Origin of the sequence: Mycobacterium sp. smrl_JER01 (genome assembly GCF_048513595.2) — a bacterium.
Taxonomy (GTDB): Bacteria; Actinomycetota; Actinomycetes; order Mycobacteriales; family Mycobacteriaceae; genus Mycobacterium.
Window position 1 is genome coordinate 4,350,822 of record NZ_JBLXXK020000001.1, and the last position, 17,404, is coordinate 4,368,225.

The following is a 17,404-nucleotide window of genomic DNA, read 5'->3' on the forward strand; positions in this document are numbered from 1 at the left end:
GACCTGGTCGGGACCCCGTGAAGCGATGCTAGGCCCACCGGTAGCCTGGAGCACCGTGACTTCTGCTTCTGGAGCATCCGGTGTCGGCGTGGCGACCCTCGCGGCCGACGGATCGGTCCTCGACACCTGGTTCCCCGCGCCCGAACTGAGCGCCGACGGCGAGTCGGCGACGGTGCGCCTGTCGGTCGCCGAGGTGCCCGCGGAACTGGCCGCGCTCGCGGGCCGGGACGAGGACCGCGACGTCGATGTCGTGGTGGTGCGCACCGTCATCGCGTCGCTGGCCGACAAGGCGGTCGACGCCTACGACGCCTATCTGCGACTGCACCTGCTCTCCCACCGGCTGGTCGCGCCGCACGGCCTCAACGCCGACGGGCTGTTCGGAGTGCTCAGCAATGTGGTGTGGACCAGCCACGGGCCTTGTGCCGTCGACGGTTTCGAGACGGTGCGGGCGCGGTTGCGCCGCCGGGGCCACGTCGCGGTCTACGGCGTCGACAAGTTCCCGCGGATGGTCGACTATGTGTTGCCGTCGGGGGTGCGCATCGCCGACGCGGACCGGGTGCGGCTCGGCGCGCACCTGGCGCCGGGGACCACGGTGATGCACGAGGGCTTCGTGAACTTCAACGCCGGCACGCTGGGCAGCTCCATGGTCGAGGGGCGGATCTCGGCGGGTGTGGTCGTCGATGACGGGTCCGACGTCGGTGGCGGCGCATCGATCATGGGCACGCTGTCCGGCGGCGGCACACAGGTGATCTCGGTCGGCAAGCGCTGTTTGTTGGGCGCCAACGCCGGTCTGGGCATCTCGCTGGGCGACGACTGCGTGATCGAGGCCGGCCTGTACGTCACCGCGGGCACCAAGGTGACCCTCCTCGACGGGGACCGCACGGCCACGACGGTCAAGGCGCGCGAGCTCTCCGGGGCGAGCAATCTGCTGTTTCGCCGTAATTCGGTGACCGGCGCGGTGGAGGTGGTCAAGCGCGACGGTTCCGGCATCACCCTCAACGAAGCGCTGCACGCCAACTGACCCCAGCCCCCAATGGTGCGAGCGTGCGTGTCTGCAGGCGAAACGCCGCCCTCATCGACGACTTCACGCACGCTCAAAGCCGTTGGCGCTGCGCCCAATCGGCGAGACCCGCGACGCTGACGACCTGGTCGACCGCCATGATGGCGGCACCGCGCAGCGGACCTTCCTCGCCGTGCTCGGCATCGCACACCGGCGGCGGGGCATCCTGGCGGTAGGCCATCAGAGCGTCGCGGTAGGCCGTCTCGAAGGTCCGCGCCGCACCCGAGCGTAGTGCCGCGCCGACGCCGCCCAGCGTGACCACCTCCGGATCGTGCAGGTTCACCAGCGCCCCGATCCCGCGGCCCAACGACGCCGCGACGCTCTCCAGAGCCAGCCGCGTCCGGGCGTCGCGGGGCTCGGCGAGCACCCGGTGGACATAGCCGACCGGGTCCTCGGGCGCGTCCTCCCCCCGCAGCCGGGCCAGTGCGCGTCCGTCGACGGTCAGATCCCAGCATCCGCGCGCCCCACACGGGCAGGCCAGCGCCGGATCGCCGAACGGGATGTGGCCGTACTCGCCCGCGGCGCCGTGCGCGCCGGCCAGCGGCTCACCGTCGACGACCAGGGTTCCGCCGATGCCCTGCGCAACGATCAGGTGCAGGGAGGTGCGCGCCGATCGGGCCGAGCCGGTGCGGGCTTCGGCCAGACCCGCCAGCGTGGCGTCGTTTCCGACCAGCACCGTCAGCCCGGCCCGACGCGGGATCCGTTCGGTGAGCACGGACAGGTCGACGTTGCGCCTGCGCCGGGAGGTGAACTGGACCAGCTCGGCATCGCTGACGGTGCCGGCAACCGAGATCGTCAAGGCCCTGAACCGCGTGGCATTGCGCCGATAGGTGCTGCCGACAGCCACCGAGAGTCGACGCAGCGCGGTGTCCAGCTCGTTGTCGGCGTAGTCACCGGTGGCCACGATCCGGGGTTGAGCGTCGATCCCGGCCACCGCCAGCCGCCAGTCGGCGGCCCGCACCTCGGCGACCAGCACCAGCGGTCCGGCATCGTGGGGCCCCAGCACCGTCGTCGGCCTGCCACGGCCACGCGCCGGCGCGGGGGTCTCGTCGAGCAGGCGGAGCCCTCTGAGCCGGGCGACCATATCGGCCGCTCCCCCGGTGCCGATGCCCAGACGTTGCGCGGCGGTGGCCCGGGTGACACCGGGCTCGGCCCGCACCACCGCGATCAGCTGGGCAGCGCCGGACCAGCGCGTCTGCGCCGCGTGCCGCTGTTCCTCGGACATCGCCGAGCAGTATCGCACTTGATTAAACTCATCGCGCGAGTATATTCAGCAGCCATGACCGCAGCCGCGACGCACGGTTCCGGGCTGCGTGCCAGCCGTGCCGGCCTGTCCGCGCTCGCGGCGGCCTCGTGCCTGGCGGTGACAACCGAGATGCTGCCCGTCGGTCTGCTCCCCCAGATCGCACGTGCGTTCACCGTCTCCGAATCGGCGACCGGTCTGCTCGTCGGGCTCTACGCCGTCATGGTCGCCGCGCTGGCGGTGCCGCTCACCGCGGCCACCGCGCGTTTCGCGCGCAAGCCGCTGTTGGTGGTCACCGTCGGTGGCTATGTGGTGAGCAACGCGTTGGTGGCTGTGGCACCGACGTTCGCGATCGTGGCCGTCGGCCGTACCGTCGGCGGTCTCACCCATGCGTTGTTCTTCTCGCTGGCCATCGGTTACGCCCCCCGACTGGTGTCCGGTGCGCAGGTCGGGCGCGCGCTCGCATTGGCCGGCAGCGGCGCGTCGGTGGGTCTGGTCCTCGGCGTGCCGTTGCTGACATCACTGGGCACCGCCGCGGGCTGGCGCACGTCGTTCGTCGCGCTGACGGTGTTGTCGGCGGTGACGGTCACGCTGATGGCCCGCGTGCTGCCGCCGGTCGGGCACGAACCCGGCGAGCATCCGCGACCGACGGGCGGACGCCGCCGGTTGTTCGCCGTGGCGTCGTCGAACACCCTGGTGTTTCTCGGGCATTTCACCGTGTACACGTTCATCAGCGTGGTGCTGTTGACCGGCGGTGTACCGGCGGCCTTCGTCGGACCGGTGCTGCTGATGTGCGGAGCATGCGGGCTGATCGGCCTGTGGTATGCGGGACGGGGCCTGGACCGTAACCCCCGGCGGACCACGGCGGTGCTGCTGGGATCGGCGACGGTCGCCGTCGCCGCACTGACGGTGACGTCGTCACTGCTGTGGGCGTTGCTGGCGACGATCGCGGTGTGGTGCACCGCATTCGGCGGGATCCCGTCGATCTACCAGGCCTGCGCGGTGCGCACCGGCGCGGTGTCACCCGAACGCGCGGGCGCGTGGGTCAACGCCACCGCCAACGCCGGCATCGCCGGTGGATCCGCCATCGGCGCCGGCCTGCTCGGGACCGCCGGGTTGCAGTCACTGCCCTGGGCGGCGGCATTGCTGTTCGGCCTCGGCCTTGCCGTCGCGGTGCTGGCGCGTCACGCCTTCCCGGCGCAGCCGTGACCGGCTACCCCGCCGCGTTGGGCTTGAGCGGCGGACAGTTGCCCTGCGCGTCGGTGGCCAGTTCGAAATGCCAGATCTCGTTGGCATAGATCTGGCACAGACCGAATCTGGAACCGTTGGCGATCAGCCAGTGGTCGGCCTCGGCCGGCCCGATGTCGATGGCCTGACCGCTGACATGCTGGGAAACCTCTGGGGTGGCGACGAATTCGGCGGCCTGCGGCACACTTCCGTAGGTGCGCACCGCGTCGTCGAACAGCCGCTGTTGGAAACCCTTCGACCGCCAGCCCGAGGTCACCCACAGCTGCACACCGTCGGCTTCGGCCGCCCTGGCCGCGTCCTGCACCGCCGTGAGCAGTGCGGGATCAAGTTGGGACAGTATCGGATTGGCGGTGTCGAACGGTGAGAGCATGGTGCCGTCGGGCAGCCAGCCGCCGGTGGTGTCGACAGCCGCCGAGCCGATGACCAGAGCGTCCCCGGGCGGAGGTGCGGGCATCGGCGCCGGCGGCACGACGATGCTGGTTTGGACAAGCATCACCTCGGCCGACTGACCGCAGGCGGACAGCAGCGAGGCACCCAGCACGCCGCCGATCCCGGCGAGCGTGCGTGTAATCGCAGATCTTGCCGGCGTGTTGCCCGCAGACACGCACGCTCGCCGGGACAGGCGATGCATCACCCCTGTGCCGCCAGGACGCAGAACTCATTGCCTTCCGGATCGGCCAGCACCACCCAGCTCTGCTCGCCCTGACCGATGTCGACCCGGCGGGCGCCCAGGCCGATCAACCGCGCCACCTCGGCGTCCTGGTCATCGGGGGTGAAGTCGAAATGGATGCGGTTCTTCACCGCCTTACCCTCGGGAACCGCGAGAAACAACCAGTCCGGACCCGCCCCGGCCGGCGCCCGCAACGCGACGTCGCCGTCGTCAGTGTCCTCGGCCGGCCACCCCAGCACCTGGGCCCACCAAGCCGCCAAAGCCTGGATGTCACCGGCGTCGACGCAGATCTCGCTGAACCTCAGACCCATTGCGCCAGTTCCTTCTTCAACACCTTGCCCATGGCATTGCGCGGCAGGCTTGCGACCACCCGGACCTCACACGGTCGCTTGTGCACCGAAAGCTGTTGGGCGACATGCTCGATCAGGTCATCTGGTGCCGCATCGCCGACAACGAAAGCGATGATGCGCTGCCCGAGATCCCGGTCCGGCGCACCGATCACCGCTGCCTCCCGCACACCGCGATGTTGCAGCAGGACCGTCTCGATCTCCCCGGCGCCGATGCGGAAGCCCCCGCTCTTGATCAGGTCGACCGACTCGCGGCCGACGATGCGGTGCATCCCGTCGGGGTCGATCACCGCGACGTCGCCGGTGCGGTACCAACCGTCCTCGCCGAGCACCTCGGCAGTCGCGTCGGCCCGGTTGAGGTACCCGTCGAACAGGGTCGGGCTCTGCACGTGCAGGTGACCGATGGACTGGCCGTCGTGCGGCACGGCCGTGCCGTCGTCGGCCACCAGCCGCGTCGTCACCCCCTGCAGTGGCAGCCCTACCCAACCCGGTCGGCGCTCGCCGGCAACCTGCGTGCTGAGCGTGATCAGCGTCTCGGTGCTGCCGTAGCGCTCGACCGGCCGGTGTCCGCTCAGACCGGTCAGCCCCTCGAACACCGGAACCGGCAGCGCTGCGCTTCCCGACACCAGCAGCCGCGCCGGCGCCAGTGCCCGCGCCGCGTCACCGTCCTCGACGATCCGCGACCACACCGTCGGGACACCGAAGAGCAGGGTGGCGCCGTGTTGGTCCACCGCCCGGGCGTAGGCCGCGGGCGCGGGTTTACCCGTGTGTACGAGCCGGTTTCCGATCCGCAGCGACCCCAACAGCCCGAGGACCAGGCCGTGGACGTGGTACATCGGCAGGCCGTGGGCGAGCGTGTCCTGTGCGGTCCACTGCCACGCCTGGGCCAGCATGTCGATGTCGGCGGCGATCGCGCGACGACTGACCACCACGCCTTTGGGCAGCCCGGTGGTGCCCGAGGTGTAGATGATCAGCGCGGCAGAGTCCGGCGCCGGTTCGGCATAGCGGTGCCAGGAGCGGGCGTGCAACCGGACCGGGATGTGCGGCAATCCCTCGGTCTCCGCGGGCGCCTCACCCAGCCAGGCCTGCGCGCCGGAGTCGCCGACGATGTGACGCCGCTCGGCGGCGCCGACGTCGGCGGGCACCGGGACGACGGGCACGCCGGCGATCAGGCACCCGGTCACGGCGAGCACGGTGGCTGCCGTCGGCGTGGCCAGCACCGCAACCCGCGACGCGCCGCCGACGCGTTCGGCGACCGACGTCGCCGCCCCGACGAGATCACTTCGACTCAGGGACACCCCGTCGATGCGCACCGCATCGCCCAGGTCTGCCCCCGCCGCCACGGCCGCGGGGTTCAAGGACGCCAGCAACACAGAAGATGAGGCTACTCCCCACGCCCGGCCATACTGGTGCGGTGGATTCCATCCGGGCCGTCGGCACGCGCGAGGTGTACCGCAACAACTGGCTCACTGTCCGCGAGGACGACATCCGCAGACCTGACGGCAGTGCCGGGATCTACGCGGTCGTGGACAAACCGACCTACGCGCTGGTGATCCCGCGCGACGGCGAGCGATTCCATCTGGTCGAACAGTTCCGCTATCCGATCGGCATGCGGCGCTGGGAGTTCCCGCAGGGTACCGCGCCCGATCGGGCCGAACTGGACGCCGATGAGCTCGCGGCCCGCGAGCTGCGGGAGGAGACCGGCCTGATCGCCGCGATGATGACCGAGATCGGCGTGCTCGATGTGGCGCCCGGGATGAGCAGCCAGCGCGGGCGGGTGTTTGTCGCCACCGGCATCACCGAGGGACCGCACGACCGCGAACACGAGGAACAGGACATGCGCAGTTCCTGGTTCACCCGCGCCGAGGTGGAGCAGATGATGCGGCACGGGGCGATCACCGACGCGCAGACGCTGGCGGCGTGGACCCTGATGTTGCTGGCCGGGCACTGAGCACCCGAATCCCGGGCTGCACGAACATCATTGGCACCCGCGTGCCGATATCAACCCGTGACCCAACCGTGCCCCGGCGGGCCGTGTCGATCAGGGAGTTTGACGGGTAGGGCAATTAGGTTCATGCCACACCGAGAAACTGCGAGGGAATCATGCCGGCGCGACGCGCGCGTAGCGCACTAGCATCCGTGACTTTCGTTGCGGCCGCGTGCCTGTGCGCCGAAGGCACCGCGCAGGCGGCGCTGCCGGACTGGAGCGGGCGCTACACGGTCGTGACGTTCGCCTCCGACAAACTCGGTACCAGCGTCGCCGCCCGGCAGCCAGAACCGGACTTCAGTGGCCAGTACACCTTCAGCACGACGTGTGCGGGCACCTGCGTGGCCACCGCCTCCGACGGTCCGGCACCGTCGAACCCGACCGTGCCACAGCCCGCCAGGTACACCTGGGACGGCAGGCAGTGGGTCTTCAACTACAACTGGCAATGGGAGTGCTTCCGCGGCGACGATGTGCCGCGCGAGTACGCCGCCGCCCGGTCCCTGGTGTTCTACGCCCCGACGGTGGACGGCTCGATGTACGGGACGTGGCGCACCGAGATCCTTGAAGGTGTCTGCCGAGGCACCGTCGTGATGCCGGTCGCCGCCTACCCTGCGTAGTCCCGCGACCACAGCCCTTCGACGAGTGCGGTCGGCGAACCGAATCGGTGTGCGGTGACCGACACCGCCTGTTCGCGCAGGAACGTGAGCAGTTCGATACGTCCGGCCTCGACCACCGGTTGTGCGTAGAGCGCCACGTCGACTCGGCCGTCGCTGGCTTCGGCGAACGCTGCGCGGCTGCCGCCCAGCAGCCGGACCCGGGCGGGGGCGTCCCCGCGCAGGACGGTCCGCCAGGAGTCCGCATCCTCGGTGCGCCAGGACACGCGCGATGACCTCAGCAGGTCGGCGATCGCGGGGTCCGGTGGCGTCGGGGCCGAGACGGTCACCTGCGAGCCGGCCAGGATGCCCGCGCCGACCACCCGTAGCAGCGCGGCGAGGTCGCCGTCCTCGATGCGCACGGTCACCGGCACCGGCCGGTAGCGCAGCACATTCTTCTCGGCCGTCAGTGCCGACACGTCGCGGACCTGACCGAACTCCTGCTCCCAGGCAAGCGCGTCGGACCCCAGCGAGCGCCGCAGAAACTCGCGCTCGGCGGGCTCCAGCGGCAAAGCCGCGGTGGCATCGAGATATCGGCTCTGGGCCCGGGTGAGCCGGCCCGCCCTGGTCGCGGGAGCGGCGCGCCAGTCACTGAGGCCGACCAGGTAATTCGGTCCGCCGGCCTTGGTGCCGGCACCGACGGCGGACTTCTTCCAGCCACCGAACGGCTGGCGGGCCACGATCGCACCGACGGTCGATCGGTTGACGTAGGCGTTGCCGGCCTCGACCCGGTCGATCCACCGCCTCATCTCGTCGCGGTCGAGGGTGTGCAGTCCTGCGGTGAGGCCGTAGTCGACCTGGTTCTGAATCGCGATCGCCTCGTCGAGGTCGCCGGCCTCGATGAGCCCGAGCACCGGGCCGAAATACTCGGTGAGGTGAAACTCCGATCCGCGCCGGACACCGACCTTCACCCCCGGGGACCAGAGCCGGCCGGTGTCGTCGAGCTTGCGCGGTTGCACCAGCCACTGCTCACCGGGATCCAGTACGGTCAGCGCGCGCAGCAGCTTTCCCGCTGCCGGTTCGATGACCGGCCCCATCTGAGCGGTGGGGTCGGCCGGGTAACCGACGATGAGCGACGTGACGGCGTCGACGAGCTGATCGCGGAACCGCCGGGACCGGGCCACGGAGCCGACCAGGATCCCCAGCGAGGCCGCCGAGCACTTCTGGCCGGCGTGCCCGAACGCCGAGTAGACCAGGTCTTTGACCGCGAGGTCGATGTCCGCGTGCGGGGTGATCACCATGGCGTTCTTCCCGCTGGTCTCGGCCAGCAGCGCAAGGTCCGGCCGGAAGCGGCGGAACAGTGCCGCGGTGTCGAATGCGCCGGTGAGAATCAACCGGCCCACCCGTGGATCGGAGACCAACTGCGTCCCCAGGTCGCCTTCGTCGAGATGCACCAGCTGCAGCACGTCGCGGGGCACCCCGGCATCCCACAGCGCCTGCACCATCACCGATCCGCACCGCCGGGCCTGCGTCGCGGGTTTGACGATGACCGCACTGCCCGCCGCCAACGCAGCCAACGTCGAGCCGGCAGGGATGGCGACCGGGAAGTTCCACGGGGGCGTGACCACGGTGAGTCCCACCGCGACCGCGGTGGCCCCGTCCACGTCGTCGAGCGCCTCGGCAAGTGCGGCATAGTAATTGGCGAAATCGATGGCCTCAGAGACCTCGGGATCACCCTGGTCGAGGGTCTTTCCGGTCTCGGCGGCCATCACCTCGAGCAGTACCGCACGCGCGCCCTCCAACGCCGCGGCGGCACGACGCAGAATGCCGGCGCGATCGGCGCCGGACCGGGCCGACCAGCTCCGGGCCGCCGAAACACCCTTGGCGATCACCGATTCCAGCTCGGCTTCCCCGGTCACCGTGCACTCGCCGACCAACGCGCGCCCGGCCGTCGAGACGGGGATGCGCTCGGTGACCATCCGGCCCCAGGCCCGGTTCCCCGGCAGTGCCGGGTCGGTGTCGGCAACGTTGGCGAAGGGCTCACGCACCGACGCCGCCGGATCGTCGGTGCGCCGGTCCTGCCGGCGATTGGGCTGCGGCACATCGGTTTCCGCGGCGCCGCCGAGGGCGGCCAGTGAGGCGGCGAACCGTTGTTTCTCGCGATGGAAAAGCCGATGGTCGCTGTGTAATTCGAACACCGCGGACATGAAGTTGTCCTGGCTGGCGCCTTCTTCCAGCCTGCGCACCAGGTAGGCGATGGCGGCGTCGAAGTCCTTGGGATGCACCACAGGCACATACAGCAGCAGGCCACCCACTGTCGCGCGGACCGCCTCGGCCTGCGCCTCGGCCATACCCAACAGCATCTCGACGTCGACCCGGTCGCGGACGCCGCGCTGGCCGGCCAGTATCCACGCGTAGGCGATGTCGAACAGGTTGTGACCGGCGACGCCGATCCGCACGTTCTCGGTGCGGCCGGGGCGCAGCGCGTAGTCCAGCACACGCTTGTAGTTGGTGTCGGTGTCCTGTTTGGTCGGCCAGGTCGCCAGGGGCCAACCGTGCAGCGCCGCCTCCACCTGCTCCATGGGCAGGTTGGCGCCCTTGACCAGCCGGACCTTGATCGCGGCCCCGCCACGCTGCCTGCGGGCCCGGGCCCAGTCCTGAAGCCGGATCATCGCGCCCAGCGCGTCGGGCAGATAGGCCTGGAGCACGATGCCGGCCTCGAAATCGTGCAGTTCGGGACGATCGAGCAGCCGGGTGAACACCGCGATCGTCAGTTCCAGATCGCGGTACTCCTCCATATCGAGGTTGATGAACTTCTTCGTCGGCGCTGTCGCCGCCTGCCGGAACAGCGGCAACAGGCTGCTTTCGACGTGCTCGACCGCCTCGTCGAACGCCCACGGCGAGTGCGGCGGCACGGTGGCGGACACCTTGATGGACACATAGTCGACGTCGGGACGCGCGAGTAGCCGCTCGGTTCCGGTCAGCCGTCGCTGCGCTTCACCCCGCCCCAGCACCGCCTCGCCGAGCAGGTTGATGTTGAGCCCGACACCGCGGCGGCGAATGCGGGCCACGGATCGTCCGAGCCGGGCGTCGGTCGCGTCGACCAGGAGGTGACCGACCATCTCGCGCAGTGCCCGCGCGGCGATGGGGATGACCACATGGGGCGCGACAAGCGACAGCGCAGCTCCGAGTGTGATCATCAGGCGTAGGTGCCAGGGCAGGAAGCCGGGAGTGTGCCGGGCAAGGTCGCGAAGGTTGGCGGCGGCGACGCGATTGTCCTCGGGTCTGATCACCCGGTCGACGAATCCGACGGTGAAATCCAGCCCGGCGGGGTCTCGCAGCACGCCGGCGAGCCGCCGGGCCGCAGGCGCGACAGGCCGGCCCGCGGCGTCGTCGAGCCAACTCCGCACCAGGGATTCGACTTCGGTCAGTACGTCGTCGTTCATGAAGTCGTTGGTGAAGTCGCCGGTCGTCACCGTCATCTGTCCATGATCGACCCGGGTGAACCCTAGAATAAAGCGATGAATTCTGATGAAAACACATAAGCAGAATCGATGAATAAGCGGCCTGACCTGCTCGACATCCGTCGCCTGCGGTTGCTCCACGAACTGAGCCTGCGCGGCACCCTGGCCGAGGTGGCCGAGGCGCTACACCAGAGCCCGTCCTCGGTGTCACAAGCCCTGAGTCAGCTGGAACGCGAGGTGGGCGTCACGCTGCTGGAGAAGGTCGGACGCCGGGTGCGTCTGACCCCGGCGGCCGAGGTGCTCGTCGAACACACCGCCGCAATTCTGGAGCGGCTCGAGTTGGCCGCCGCGCAGGTCGCCGCCGAGCGCACGCAGTCGTCGGGCGAGGCGTCGGGCACCGTGCGGCTGGCCGTTTTCCAGTCCGCTGCTTCGGCGTTCATGCCACAGATGCTCACGGCGTTGGCGGCACGCCACCCGCGGCTGCGGGTGACCATGTCTCAGCGCGAACCCGAGCAGGCGCTCTACGAAACCTGGATGCGTGAGTTCGACCTGGTGATCGCCGAGGAATACCCAGGCCATGCTGCCCGCGCCTATCCCGACCTGGACCGGGAGCCGCTGACCTCCGATCTGCTCCGGTTGGCCGTCCCCCCGCAAGGCGGCCGGTGGGATCGCGTCACCTCGGTCCGGGACGCCGCCGACCTGCCCTGGACGATGGAACCAGCCGGGACCGCGTCCCGGCACTGGGCCGAACAGCTCTGTCGGCAGGCAGGTTTCGAACCCGATGTCCGGTTCGAGACCGACGATCTGGAGGCACAGATCGCGCTCATCGAGAGCGGCAACGCCGTCGCGATCCTGCCGGATCTGATGCGGGTGCGTCGGCGTCCGGCGCTGCGTGTCGTCGATGTCGACCCGAGACGCCGGTCGGTGTTCACCGCGACCCGATCGGCGTTGCGGGCGACCCCGGCCATCCGCGCCTGCCGGGATGCGCTGGCCTCGGTGGTGCCCGGGGACCTCACGGTGCCCCTGAGCGAGGATCGATCCTGATCCCGACTACGCCGCGAGGCGGTCGACGGCGGCCGCTATGCGTTCATCGGTGGCCGTCAGCGCCACCCGGACGTGCCGGGCGCCGCGCGGCCCGTAGAACTCACCGGGCGCGACCAGAATGCCGCGGTCGGCCAGCCAGGCGACGGTGTCCCGGCCGGGCTCGTCGCGTGTCGCCCACAGATACAGTCCGGCCTCGGAATCGTCGATGGTGAACCCGGCGGCCTTGAGCGCGGGCAGCAATGCGTCGCGCCGACGCGCATAGCGCGCGCGCTGCTCCTGCTCGTGGGCGTCGTCGTCCAGGGCCGCGGCCATCGCGGACTGTACCGGGGTGGGCACCATCATGCCTGCGTGTTTGCGGACCGCCAGCAGCTCGGCGACCACCGCCGGGTCACCGGCGACCAGGCCCGCCCGGTAGCCGGCCAGCGACGACGTCTTCGACAGCGAATGCACGGCCAGCAAGCCGGTGTGGTCACCGTCGCAGACATCGGGATGCAACACCGACACCGGCGCGGCGTCCCAGCCGAGGCCGAGGTAGCACTCGTCGGAGGCGATCAGCACGCCGCGGTCGCGGGCCCAGCCGACGACCTTGCGCAGATGGTCGACCCCGAGCACCCGGCCGGTCGGGTTGCTGGGCGAATTGAGGTAGACCAGCGCCGGCACCGCGGGACCGAGCTGGGTCAAGGAATCGGCGCGCACTGTCGCCGAACCGGCCAGCAAAGCCCCGACTTCGTAGGTGGGATAGGCCAACTCGGGCACCACGACGGTGTCCGCCGCGCCAAGGCCGAGCAGGGTGGGCAACCACGCAATGAGTTCTTTGGTACCGATCACCGGCAGCACCGCCGCCGGGGTCACCCCGGTGACCCCGTACCTACGGCTCAGCGCCGCCACGGCGGCTTCGCGCAGGACCGAGGTGCCGTGGGTGGTCGGATATCCCGGCGCCGAACCGGCCGCGGCCAACGCCTCCTGGATGAGCGGTGCCACCGGGTCGACCGGTGTCCCGACGGACAGGTCCACGATGCCGTCCGGGTGGGCGCGCGCCACCGCGGTCACGACGGCGAGGGTGTCCCACGGGAAGACCGGAAGTGACGCCGACTTCAGCGGCCGAGATGCGGACTCAGACGTCGCTCAGTCCTCACCCTGGGGCGGCAGATCCTTGACGGGCTGCGGGTCGTTGTCGGTCTGTCCGACCTTCGACGCTCCACCCGGAGAGCCAAGCTCAGCGAAGAAGTCCGCGTTGATCTGCGTGTAGGCGCTCCACTGGTCGGGAACGTCGTCCTCGTAGTAGATCGCCTCGACCGGGCACACCGGCTCGCACGCGCCGCAGTCGACGCACTCGTCGGGGTGGATGTACAGCATGCGGGCGCCCTCATAGATGCAGTCGACAGGGCATTCCTCGATGCATGCCTTGTCTTTGACGTCGACGCAGGGCTCGGCAATCGTGTACGTCACGAACTTCTCCTAAGTCCTCTCGAACTACCTGTCCGGTGGGCTGTTCCCGGGTCGGCGCAGCGATCGGCGCGTCCGGTTCCAGCAAGTATCCCTGCCGGTACTTGGACGCGCGTCTCAGTGTGCCCTAACTTGCGCGCCAAACCCTGCAAGGGGTTCCGCGCGGTTACTGATACTAAACGTCGCACATACCCCTCGCCTAGTGGCCCGGGTGCGGCGGGACCGATGTGCAACTAGTTGCATAGCGATCGTCACCGTCCTACGCTCCGGGACGTGGGCCTTCCACACGCCATGCTGGTCTCGCTCTGCGAACAGCCGAGCTCGGGGTACGACCTCGCGCACCGGTTCGACCGGTCGATCGGGTTCTTCTGGGCCGCGACGCACCAGCAGATCTACCGCACGCTGCGCACGATGAGCGACGCCGGCTGGGTACACGTGACGCCGGTGGCGCAGCGCGGGCGGCCGGACAAGAAGGTCTATACGGTCTCCGATGCCGGGCGGGCCGAGCTGGCACGCTGGATTGCCGAGCCGCTGGCGGGACAGGGCGGCAGGAGTCCCACGGTGGCCGACAACCGGACCCGCGATCTCGCGGTCAAGATCCGCGGAGCCGAGCATGGCGACCGTGCCGCGCTGCTCGATCAGGTCACCGCCTTTCGTGCCGAACGCGCCGCGTTGTTGGACACCTACCGCGGGTTCGAGAAGACCCAGTTCCCCGATCCGGCCGGTCTGACCGGCACCGCACGGCACCAGTACCTGGTGCTGCGCGGCGGTATCCGGGCCGAAGAGGGCGCGATCGACTGGCTCGACGAGGTGAGCGCCACCCTGGGGAGAGATCCGTGAGCTATCCACACCTGTTGTCGCCGTTGGATCTCGGGTTCACGACACTGCGCAACCGGGTCGTGATGGGGTCGATGCACACCGGCCTGGAAGATCGCGCCCGCGACACCGGCCGGCTGGCCGACTACTTCACCGAACGGGCCCGCGGTGGCGTTGGTCTGATCATCACCGGCGGATACGCACCCAACCGCACCGGCTGGTTGCTGCCGTTGGCCGCCCAGCTGACATCGTCGGCGCAGGCCCGCCGGCACCGGCGCATCACCGGTCCGGTGCAGCAGGCCGGCGCCAAGATCCTGCTCCAGATCCTGCATGCGGGCCGCTATGCGTACCATCCGTTCTCGGTCAGCGCATCGTCGGTCAAGGCCCCCAACAATCCTTTTCGGCCACGAGCCCTGCGGGATGTCGATGGCACGATCGACGACTTCGTGCGCTGCGCGATGCTGGCCCGCGACGCGGGATACGACGGCGTCGAGATCATGGGCAGCGAAGGTTACCTGCTCAATCAGTTTCTGGCCCCACGCACCAACGACCGCACCGACCGCTGGGGCGGCAGCGCCGAGCGGCGGCGCCGGATGCCCGTCGAGATCGTGCGGCGCACGCGCGCCGCGGTCGGCTCCGATTTCGTGATCTGCTATCGGTTGTCCATGGCCGACTACGTCGAGGACGGCCAGACGTGGGACGAAATACTGGCGCTGGCAACCGAAGTCGAAGCCGCCGGGGCCACATTGATCAACACCGGCATCGGGTGGCACGAGGCCCGGGTTCCGACGATCGTGACCTCGGTACCCAACAGCGCGTTCGTCGACATCGCCGCCTCCGTCGCGCAGCACGTCGACATTCCGGTGATCGCGTCGAATCGGATCAACATGCCGGAAGCCGCGGAACAGATCCTCGCCGAGACGGAGATCGGCCTGATCTCGATGGCTCGTCCGCTGCTGGCCGATTCGGACTGGGTCGCCAAGGCGACCGCGGACGCCGCCGACGAGATCAACACCTGCATCGCGTGCAATCAGGCGTGCCTGGACCACGTGTTCGTCCACAAGACGGTCTCGTGCCTGCTGAATCCGCGGGCCGGACGTGAGACCACGTTGACGCTGGCCCCGACGCGGCATTCCCGGCGGGTGGCCGTCGTCGGCGCGGGACCGGCCGGCCTGTCGGCCGCCGTCACCGCCGCGCAGCGCGGCCATCGGGTGACGCTCTTCGAGTCCGACGACCACATCGGCGGTCAATTCGAGCTGGCCCGGCGGGTTCCCGGTAAGGAGGAGTTCGGGGAGACCATCCGGTATTTCACCCGCATGCTCGACAAGCACGGCGTCGACGTCCGGCTCGGCATCCGGGCCGGGGCGGCCGAGCTCGCCGCCTTCGACGAGGTGGTGCTGGCCACCGGAGTGACTCCACGGATACCCGACATCCCCGGTATCGAGCATCCGATGGTGCTGACCTATGCCGAGGTGTTGTCGGGCGCACCTGTCGGCCGCAGGGTCGCGGTGATCGGCGCGGGCGGAATCGGCTTCGACGTCAGTGCATTTCTCACCACCGAGCACTCCCCGACGCTCGACGTCAAGGTTTGGCAGGCCGAATGGGGGGCGCTGGCGCCCCACCAGGCACCCGGGGTGCGGGGCGCGCTGGCCACACCGCGACCGGCGCCCGCCGTTCGCGAGGTCTACCTGTTGCAGCGCACCAAAGGGCCGCAGGGCCGTTCGTTGGGCAAGACCACCGGTTGGGTGCACCGCAAGTCGCTGCGCGCCAAGGGCGTTCAGCAGCTCAGTGGGGTGAACTACGAGCGCATCGACGACGCGGGGCTGCACATCAGCGTCGGGTCGGGCCACGCCGACGCACGGGTGCTGGCCGTGGACAACGTGGTGATCTGCGCGGGACAGCTCTCGGTTCGAGATCTGGAGGGTGCGCTGACCGGGCGCGGCATCACCCCGCACCTCATCGGCGGCGCCTCGCTGGCCGCCGAGCTGGACGCCAAACGCGCGATCCGGGCCGGCACCGAGCTGGCTGCGCGGCTGTAGCCGGCCGCGGGGAGTGACCGGCCGAATCGAGGCGCCGCCGGTCAGAGGCCCTGCGGCAGCGGTTGATACGTCACCCGGCTGACGAGCAGGTGCGGGGTGTGCCGCTCCGGACCCGGACGGGACGGGAAGTCGAACACCCCGAGAATCAGAAACATCGGATAGTCGGGAGCCTGATCCAGGACCCGGGTGACGATGCCGTCGATCAGAAACTCGACCGATCCCGGCTGCCATCGCGCGGCGTAGGTATGCGGCTTCTCGATGTCGATGGCGTGATGATCGACCGTGAAGTCCTCCCGCAGCGCGGGGTCACGGAACCGGTGAATGCCCTGTCCGATCGCGGCGTGTCCGCCCGACACCGTGTCACCGAATACCTCCATCAGGCAGATCTCACCGCACCGGTTCGGATCGTCCTCCAGCCCGACCATCCATGCCGAGAACATCGAACGGGGGCTCAGACGTGCCGAACAGGTGACGGTGATGGTGCCGAAATGCGGGGTGCGGCCCAGGACCGTGGGCTGTTGCTCGGCGACGACCAGTCCGTCGCGGAAGGGTTGGGGTGCAGCACTCGAACCCACCGGTCCCGACCAGTTCGCGCTCTGCACCGCCGACACCCGCAGCGGCCCGTCGTGCAGGTCCGGGCACCACAACGGTTGTCCAGGCGGGATGGACAGGTCGAGGCCGTGGGGACCGGTGTCGAAGGTCGCGGCAGCCGCCGCGCGCGAGCTCCACGCGGGCAGGTAGGACGCCGTCCAGATGGTGGGGTCCAGTGCGGTGAACCGCTCGTCGAAACCGTCCGTCGTCATGTCCGGAGACTAGCGGGAATGAATTCGGACCACAGTCCGTTTAGATTGGGGTATCTGTCGGACCCGCCGACTCCCACATCGAAGAAAAGAGACATCCATGTCCACCGCCACCACCGCCCTGCCCACCGGAACCTGGACCATCGACCCGGTGCATTCGTCTGTCGGTTTCACCGTGCGCCACCTGGTCGTGAGCAAGGTCCGGGGGGTGTTCGACACGTTCAGCGGTGAGATCGGCGTGGGCGCCGACGGTGTGCCTTCGGTACGCGCGCAGATCGCCGTCGATTCGGTCAACACCCGCAACGAGCAGCGCGACGGGCACCTGAAGTCGGCGGACTTCTTCGACACCGAGCAGTACCCGGTTGCCACGTTCGTCTCGACAGCCGTCCGCCCCGACGGCGAGAACTACGTCGTCGACGGTGACTTCACGCTCAAGGGCATCACCCGTGCGATCTCACTGACACTGGAGTTCAACGGCGTCAACCCCGGCATGGGGCACGGCGAGGTCGCCGGCTTCGAGGCCTCGGTGGTGTTGAACCGCAAAGACTTCGGCATCAACTTCGACGCACCACTGGAGACCGGCGGCGCAGTCGTCGGAGACAAGGTGACCATCACCCTCGAGATCGAGGCCCTCAAGCAGGCCTGAC

16 protein-coding genes are annotated in these 17,404 nt (G+C 69.5%); 8 read left to right on the forward strand and 8 right to left on the reverse strand.

The window, feature by feature from the left end; all coding sequences use genetic code 11:
- Positions 1-25: 25 nt before the first annotated feature.
- Complete coding sequence (gene dapD, locus ACNUDN_RS20180; protein ID WP_419123542.1) at positions 26-1,021, forward strand: 2,3,4,5-tetrahydropyridine-2,6-dicarboxylate N-succinyltransferase; 996 nt, start codon at positions 26-28, stop codon at positions 1,019-1,021.
- 73 nt (positions 1,022-1,094) lie between these two features.
- Here the strand turns inward: dapD and ACNUDN_RS20185 are convergent, their stop codons facing one another.
- Positions 1,095-2,285 (reverse strand): ROK family protein, encoded by a 1,191-nt coding sequence (locus ACNUDN_RS20185; protein WP_419123543.1) that lies wholly within the window; start codon positions 2,283-2,285, stop codon positions 1,095-1,097.
- A 54-nt stretch (positions 2,286-2,339) separates the two neighbouring features.
- Here ACNUDN_RS20185 and ACNUDN_RS20190 point away from each other — a divergent pair, with 54 nt between their 5' ends.
- Positions 2,340-3,512 carry an MFS transporter gene (locus ACNUDN_RS20190; RefSeq protein WP_419123544.1) on the forward strand — a complete coding sequence of 391 codons (1,173 nt, stop codon included), beginning with the start codon at positions 2,340-2,342 and terminating at the stop codon, positions 3,510-3,512.
- A gap of 4 nt (positions 3,513-3,516) precedes the next feature.
- Here the strand turns inward: ACNUDN_RS20190 and ACNUDN_RS20195 are convergent, their stop codons facing one another.
- From ACNUDN_RS20195 to ACNUDN_RS20205, 3 genes are all read right to left on the reverse strand, one after another.
- Positions 3,517-4,044 carry a M15 family metallopeptidase gene (locus ACNUDN_RS20195; RefSeq protein WP_419125236.1) on the reverse strand — a complete coding sequence of 176 codons (528 nt, stop codon included), beginning with the start codon at positions 4,042-4,044 and terminating at the stop codon, positions 3,517-3,519.
- Between the two features lie 137 nt (positions 4,045-4,181).
- Positions 4,182-4,532: a VOC family protein gene (locus ACNUDN_RS20200; RefSeq protein WP_419123545.1), complete on the reverse strand. Its 351-nt coding sequence runs from the start codon at positions 4,530-4,532 to the stop codon at positions 4,182-4,184.
- The gene (locus ACNUDN_RS20205) at positions 4,523-5,941 is read right to left on the reverse strand and encodes an acyl-CoA synthetase (protein ID WP_419123546.1); all 1,419 of its coding nucleotides are present in this window, start codon (positions 5,939-5,941) and stop codon (positions 4,523-4,525) included. The genes ACNUDN_RS20200 and ACNUDN_RS20205 overlap by 10 nt, the downstream gene beginning before the upstream one ends.
- 41 nt (positions 5,942-5,982) lie before the next feature.
- Between ACNUDN_RS20205 and ACNUDN_RS20210 the strand changes: the two genes are divergently transcribed.
- Together ACNUDN_RS20210 and ACNUDN_RS20215 are read left to right on the forward strand one after the other, a co-directional pair.
- A complete protein-coding gene (locus ACNUDN_RS20210; protein WP_419123547.1) occupies positions 5,983-6,519 on the forward strand; it encodes an NUDIX domain-containing protein in 537 nt (178 codons plus the stop codon).
- A gap of 152 nt (positions 6,520-6,671) precedes the next feature.
- Positions 6,672-7,172, forward strand: a complete 501-nt coding sequence (locus ACNUDN_RS20215; protein WP_419123548.1) for an Rv2253 family sensor-like surface protein — start codon at positions 6,672-6,674, stop codon at positions 7,170-7,172.
- Here the strand turns inward: ACNUDN_RS20215 and ACNUDN_RS20220 are convergent.
- Positions 7,160-10,630: a proline dehydrogenase family protein gene (locus tag ACNUDN_RS20220; RefSeq protein ID WP_419123549.1), complete on the reverse strand. Its 3,471-nt coding sequence runs from the start codon at positions 10,628-10,630 to the stop codon at positions 7,160-7,162. The two genes, ACNUDN_RS20215 and ACNUDN_RS20220, sit on opposite strands and share 13 nt — an antisense overlap.
- Positions 10,631-10,702: 72 nt before the next feature.
- Between ACNUDN_RS20220 and ACNUDN_RS20225 the strand changes: the two genes are divergently transcribed.
- Entirely contained in the window at positions 10,703-11,656 is a 954-nt protein-coding gene (locus tag ACNUDN_RS20225) for a LysR substrate-binding domain-containing protein (protein ID WP_419123550.1), read from the forward strand.
- Between the two features lie 6 nt (positions 11,657-11,662).
- On the opposite strand, the gene dapC is transcribed toward ACNUDN_RS20225, so the two are convergent.
- Together dapC and fdxA are read right to left on the reverse strand one after the other, a co-directional pair.
- Positions 11,663-12,754: a succinyldiaminopimelate transaminase gene (dapC, locus tag ACNUDN_RS20230; RefSeq protein ID WP_419125237.1), complete on the reverse strand. Its 1,092-nt coding sequence runs from the start codon at positions 12,752-12,754 to the stop codon at positions 11,663-11,665.
- 27 nt (positions 12,755-12,781) lie between these two features.
- A complete protein-coding gene (gene fdxA / locus ACNUDN_RS20235) occupies positions 12,782-13,105 on the reverse strand; it encodes a ferredoxin (RefSeq protein WP_419123551.1) in 324 nt (107 codons plus the stop codon).
- A 270-nt stretch (positions 13,106-13,375) separates the two neighbouring features.
- On the opposite strand from fdxA, the gene ACNUDN_RS20240 reads away from it, so the two are divergent.
- The gene (locus tag ACNUDN_RS20240) at positions 13,376-13,942 is read left to right on the forward strand and encodes a PadR family transcriptional regulator (protein WP_419123552.1); all 567 of its coding nucleotides are present in this window, start codon (positions 13,376-13,378) and stop codon (positions 13,940-13,942) included.
- The gene (locus ACNUDN_RS20245; RefSeq protein ID WP_419123553.1) at positions 13,939-15,957 is read left to right on the forward strand and encodes an FAD-dependent oxidoreductase; all 2,019 of its coding nucleotides are present in this window, start codon (positions 13,939-13,941) and stop codon (positions 15,955-15,957) included. The genes ACNUDN_RS20240 and ACNUDN_RS20245 overlap by 4 nt, the downstream gene beginning before the upstream one ends.
- Before the next feature lie 41 nt (positions 15,958-15,998).
- On the opposite strand, the gene ACNUDN_RS20250 is transcribed toward ACNUDN_RS20245, so the two are convergent.
- Positions 15,999-16,760, reverse strand: a complete 762-nt coding sequence (locus ACNUDN_RS20250) for a glycoside hydrolase family 16 protein (RefSeq protein ID WP_419123554.1) — start codon at positions 16,758-16,760, stop codon at positions 15,999-16,001.
- 97 nt (positions 16,761-16,857) lie between these two features.
- Here ACNUDN_RS20250 and ACNUDN_RS20255 point away from each other — a divergent pair, with 97 nt between their 5' ends.
- Entirely contained in the window at positions 16,858-17,403 is a 546-nt protein-coding gene (locus tag ACNUDN_RS20255) for a YceI family protein (RefSeq protein ID WP_419123555.1), read from the forward strand.
- The last annotated feature ends 1 nt before the right edge of the window (position 17,404 follow it).

Bases quoted from the DNA above. Each gene is read 5' to 3' on its own strand.
- ACNUDN_RS20225 (WP_419123550.1), top strand. From the start codon at position 10,703: ATGAATAAGCGGCCTGACCTGCTCGACATCCGTCGCCTGCGGTTGCTC.
- ACNUDN_RS20190 (WP_419123544.1), top strand. From the start codon at position 2,340: ATGACCGCAGCCGCGACGCACGGTTCCGGGCTGCGTGCCAGCCGTGCC.
- ACNUDN_RS20255 (WP_419123555.1), top strand. From the start codon at position 16,858: ATGTCCACCGCCACCACCGCCCTGCCCACCGGAACCTGGACCATCGAC.
- ACNUDN_RS20195 (WP_419125236.1), bottom strand. From the start codon at position 4,044: ATGCTTGTCCAAACCAGCATCGTCGTGCCGCCGGCGCCGATGCCCGCA.
- ACNUDN_RS20215 (WP_419123548.1), top strand. From the start codon at position 6,672: ATGCCGGCGCGACGCGCGCGTAGCGCACTAGCATCCGTGACTTTCGTT.
- ACNUDN_RS20250 (WP_419123554.1), bottom strand. From the start codon at position 16,760: ATGACGACGGACGGTTTCGACGAGCGGTTCACCGCACTGGACCCCACC.
- ACNUDN_RS20220 (WP_419123549.1), bottom strand. From the start codon at position 10,630: ATGACGGTGACGACCGGCGACTTCACCAACGACTTCATGAACGACGAC.
- ACNUDN_RS20200 (WP_419123545.1), bottom strand. From the start codon at position 4,532: ATGGGTCTGAGGTTCAGCGAGATCTGCGTCGACGCCGGTGACATCCAG.
- ACNUDN_RS20185 (WP_419123543.1), bottom strand. From the start codon at position 2,285: ATGTCCGAGGAACAGCGGCACGCGGCGCAGACGCGCTGGTCCGGCGCT.
- dapD (WP_419123542.1), top strand. From the start codon at position 26: ATGCTAGGCCCACCGGTAGCCTGGAGCACCGTGACTTCTGCTTCTGGA.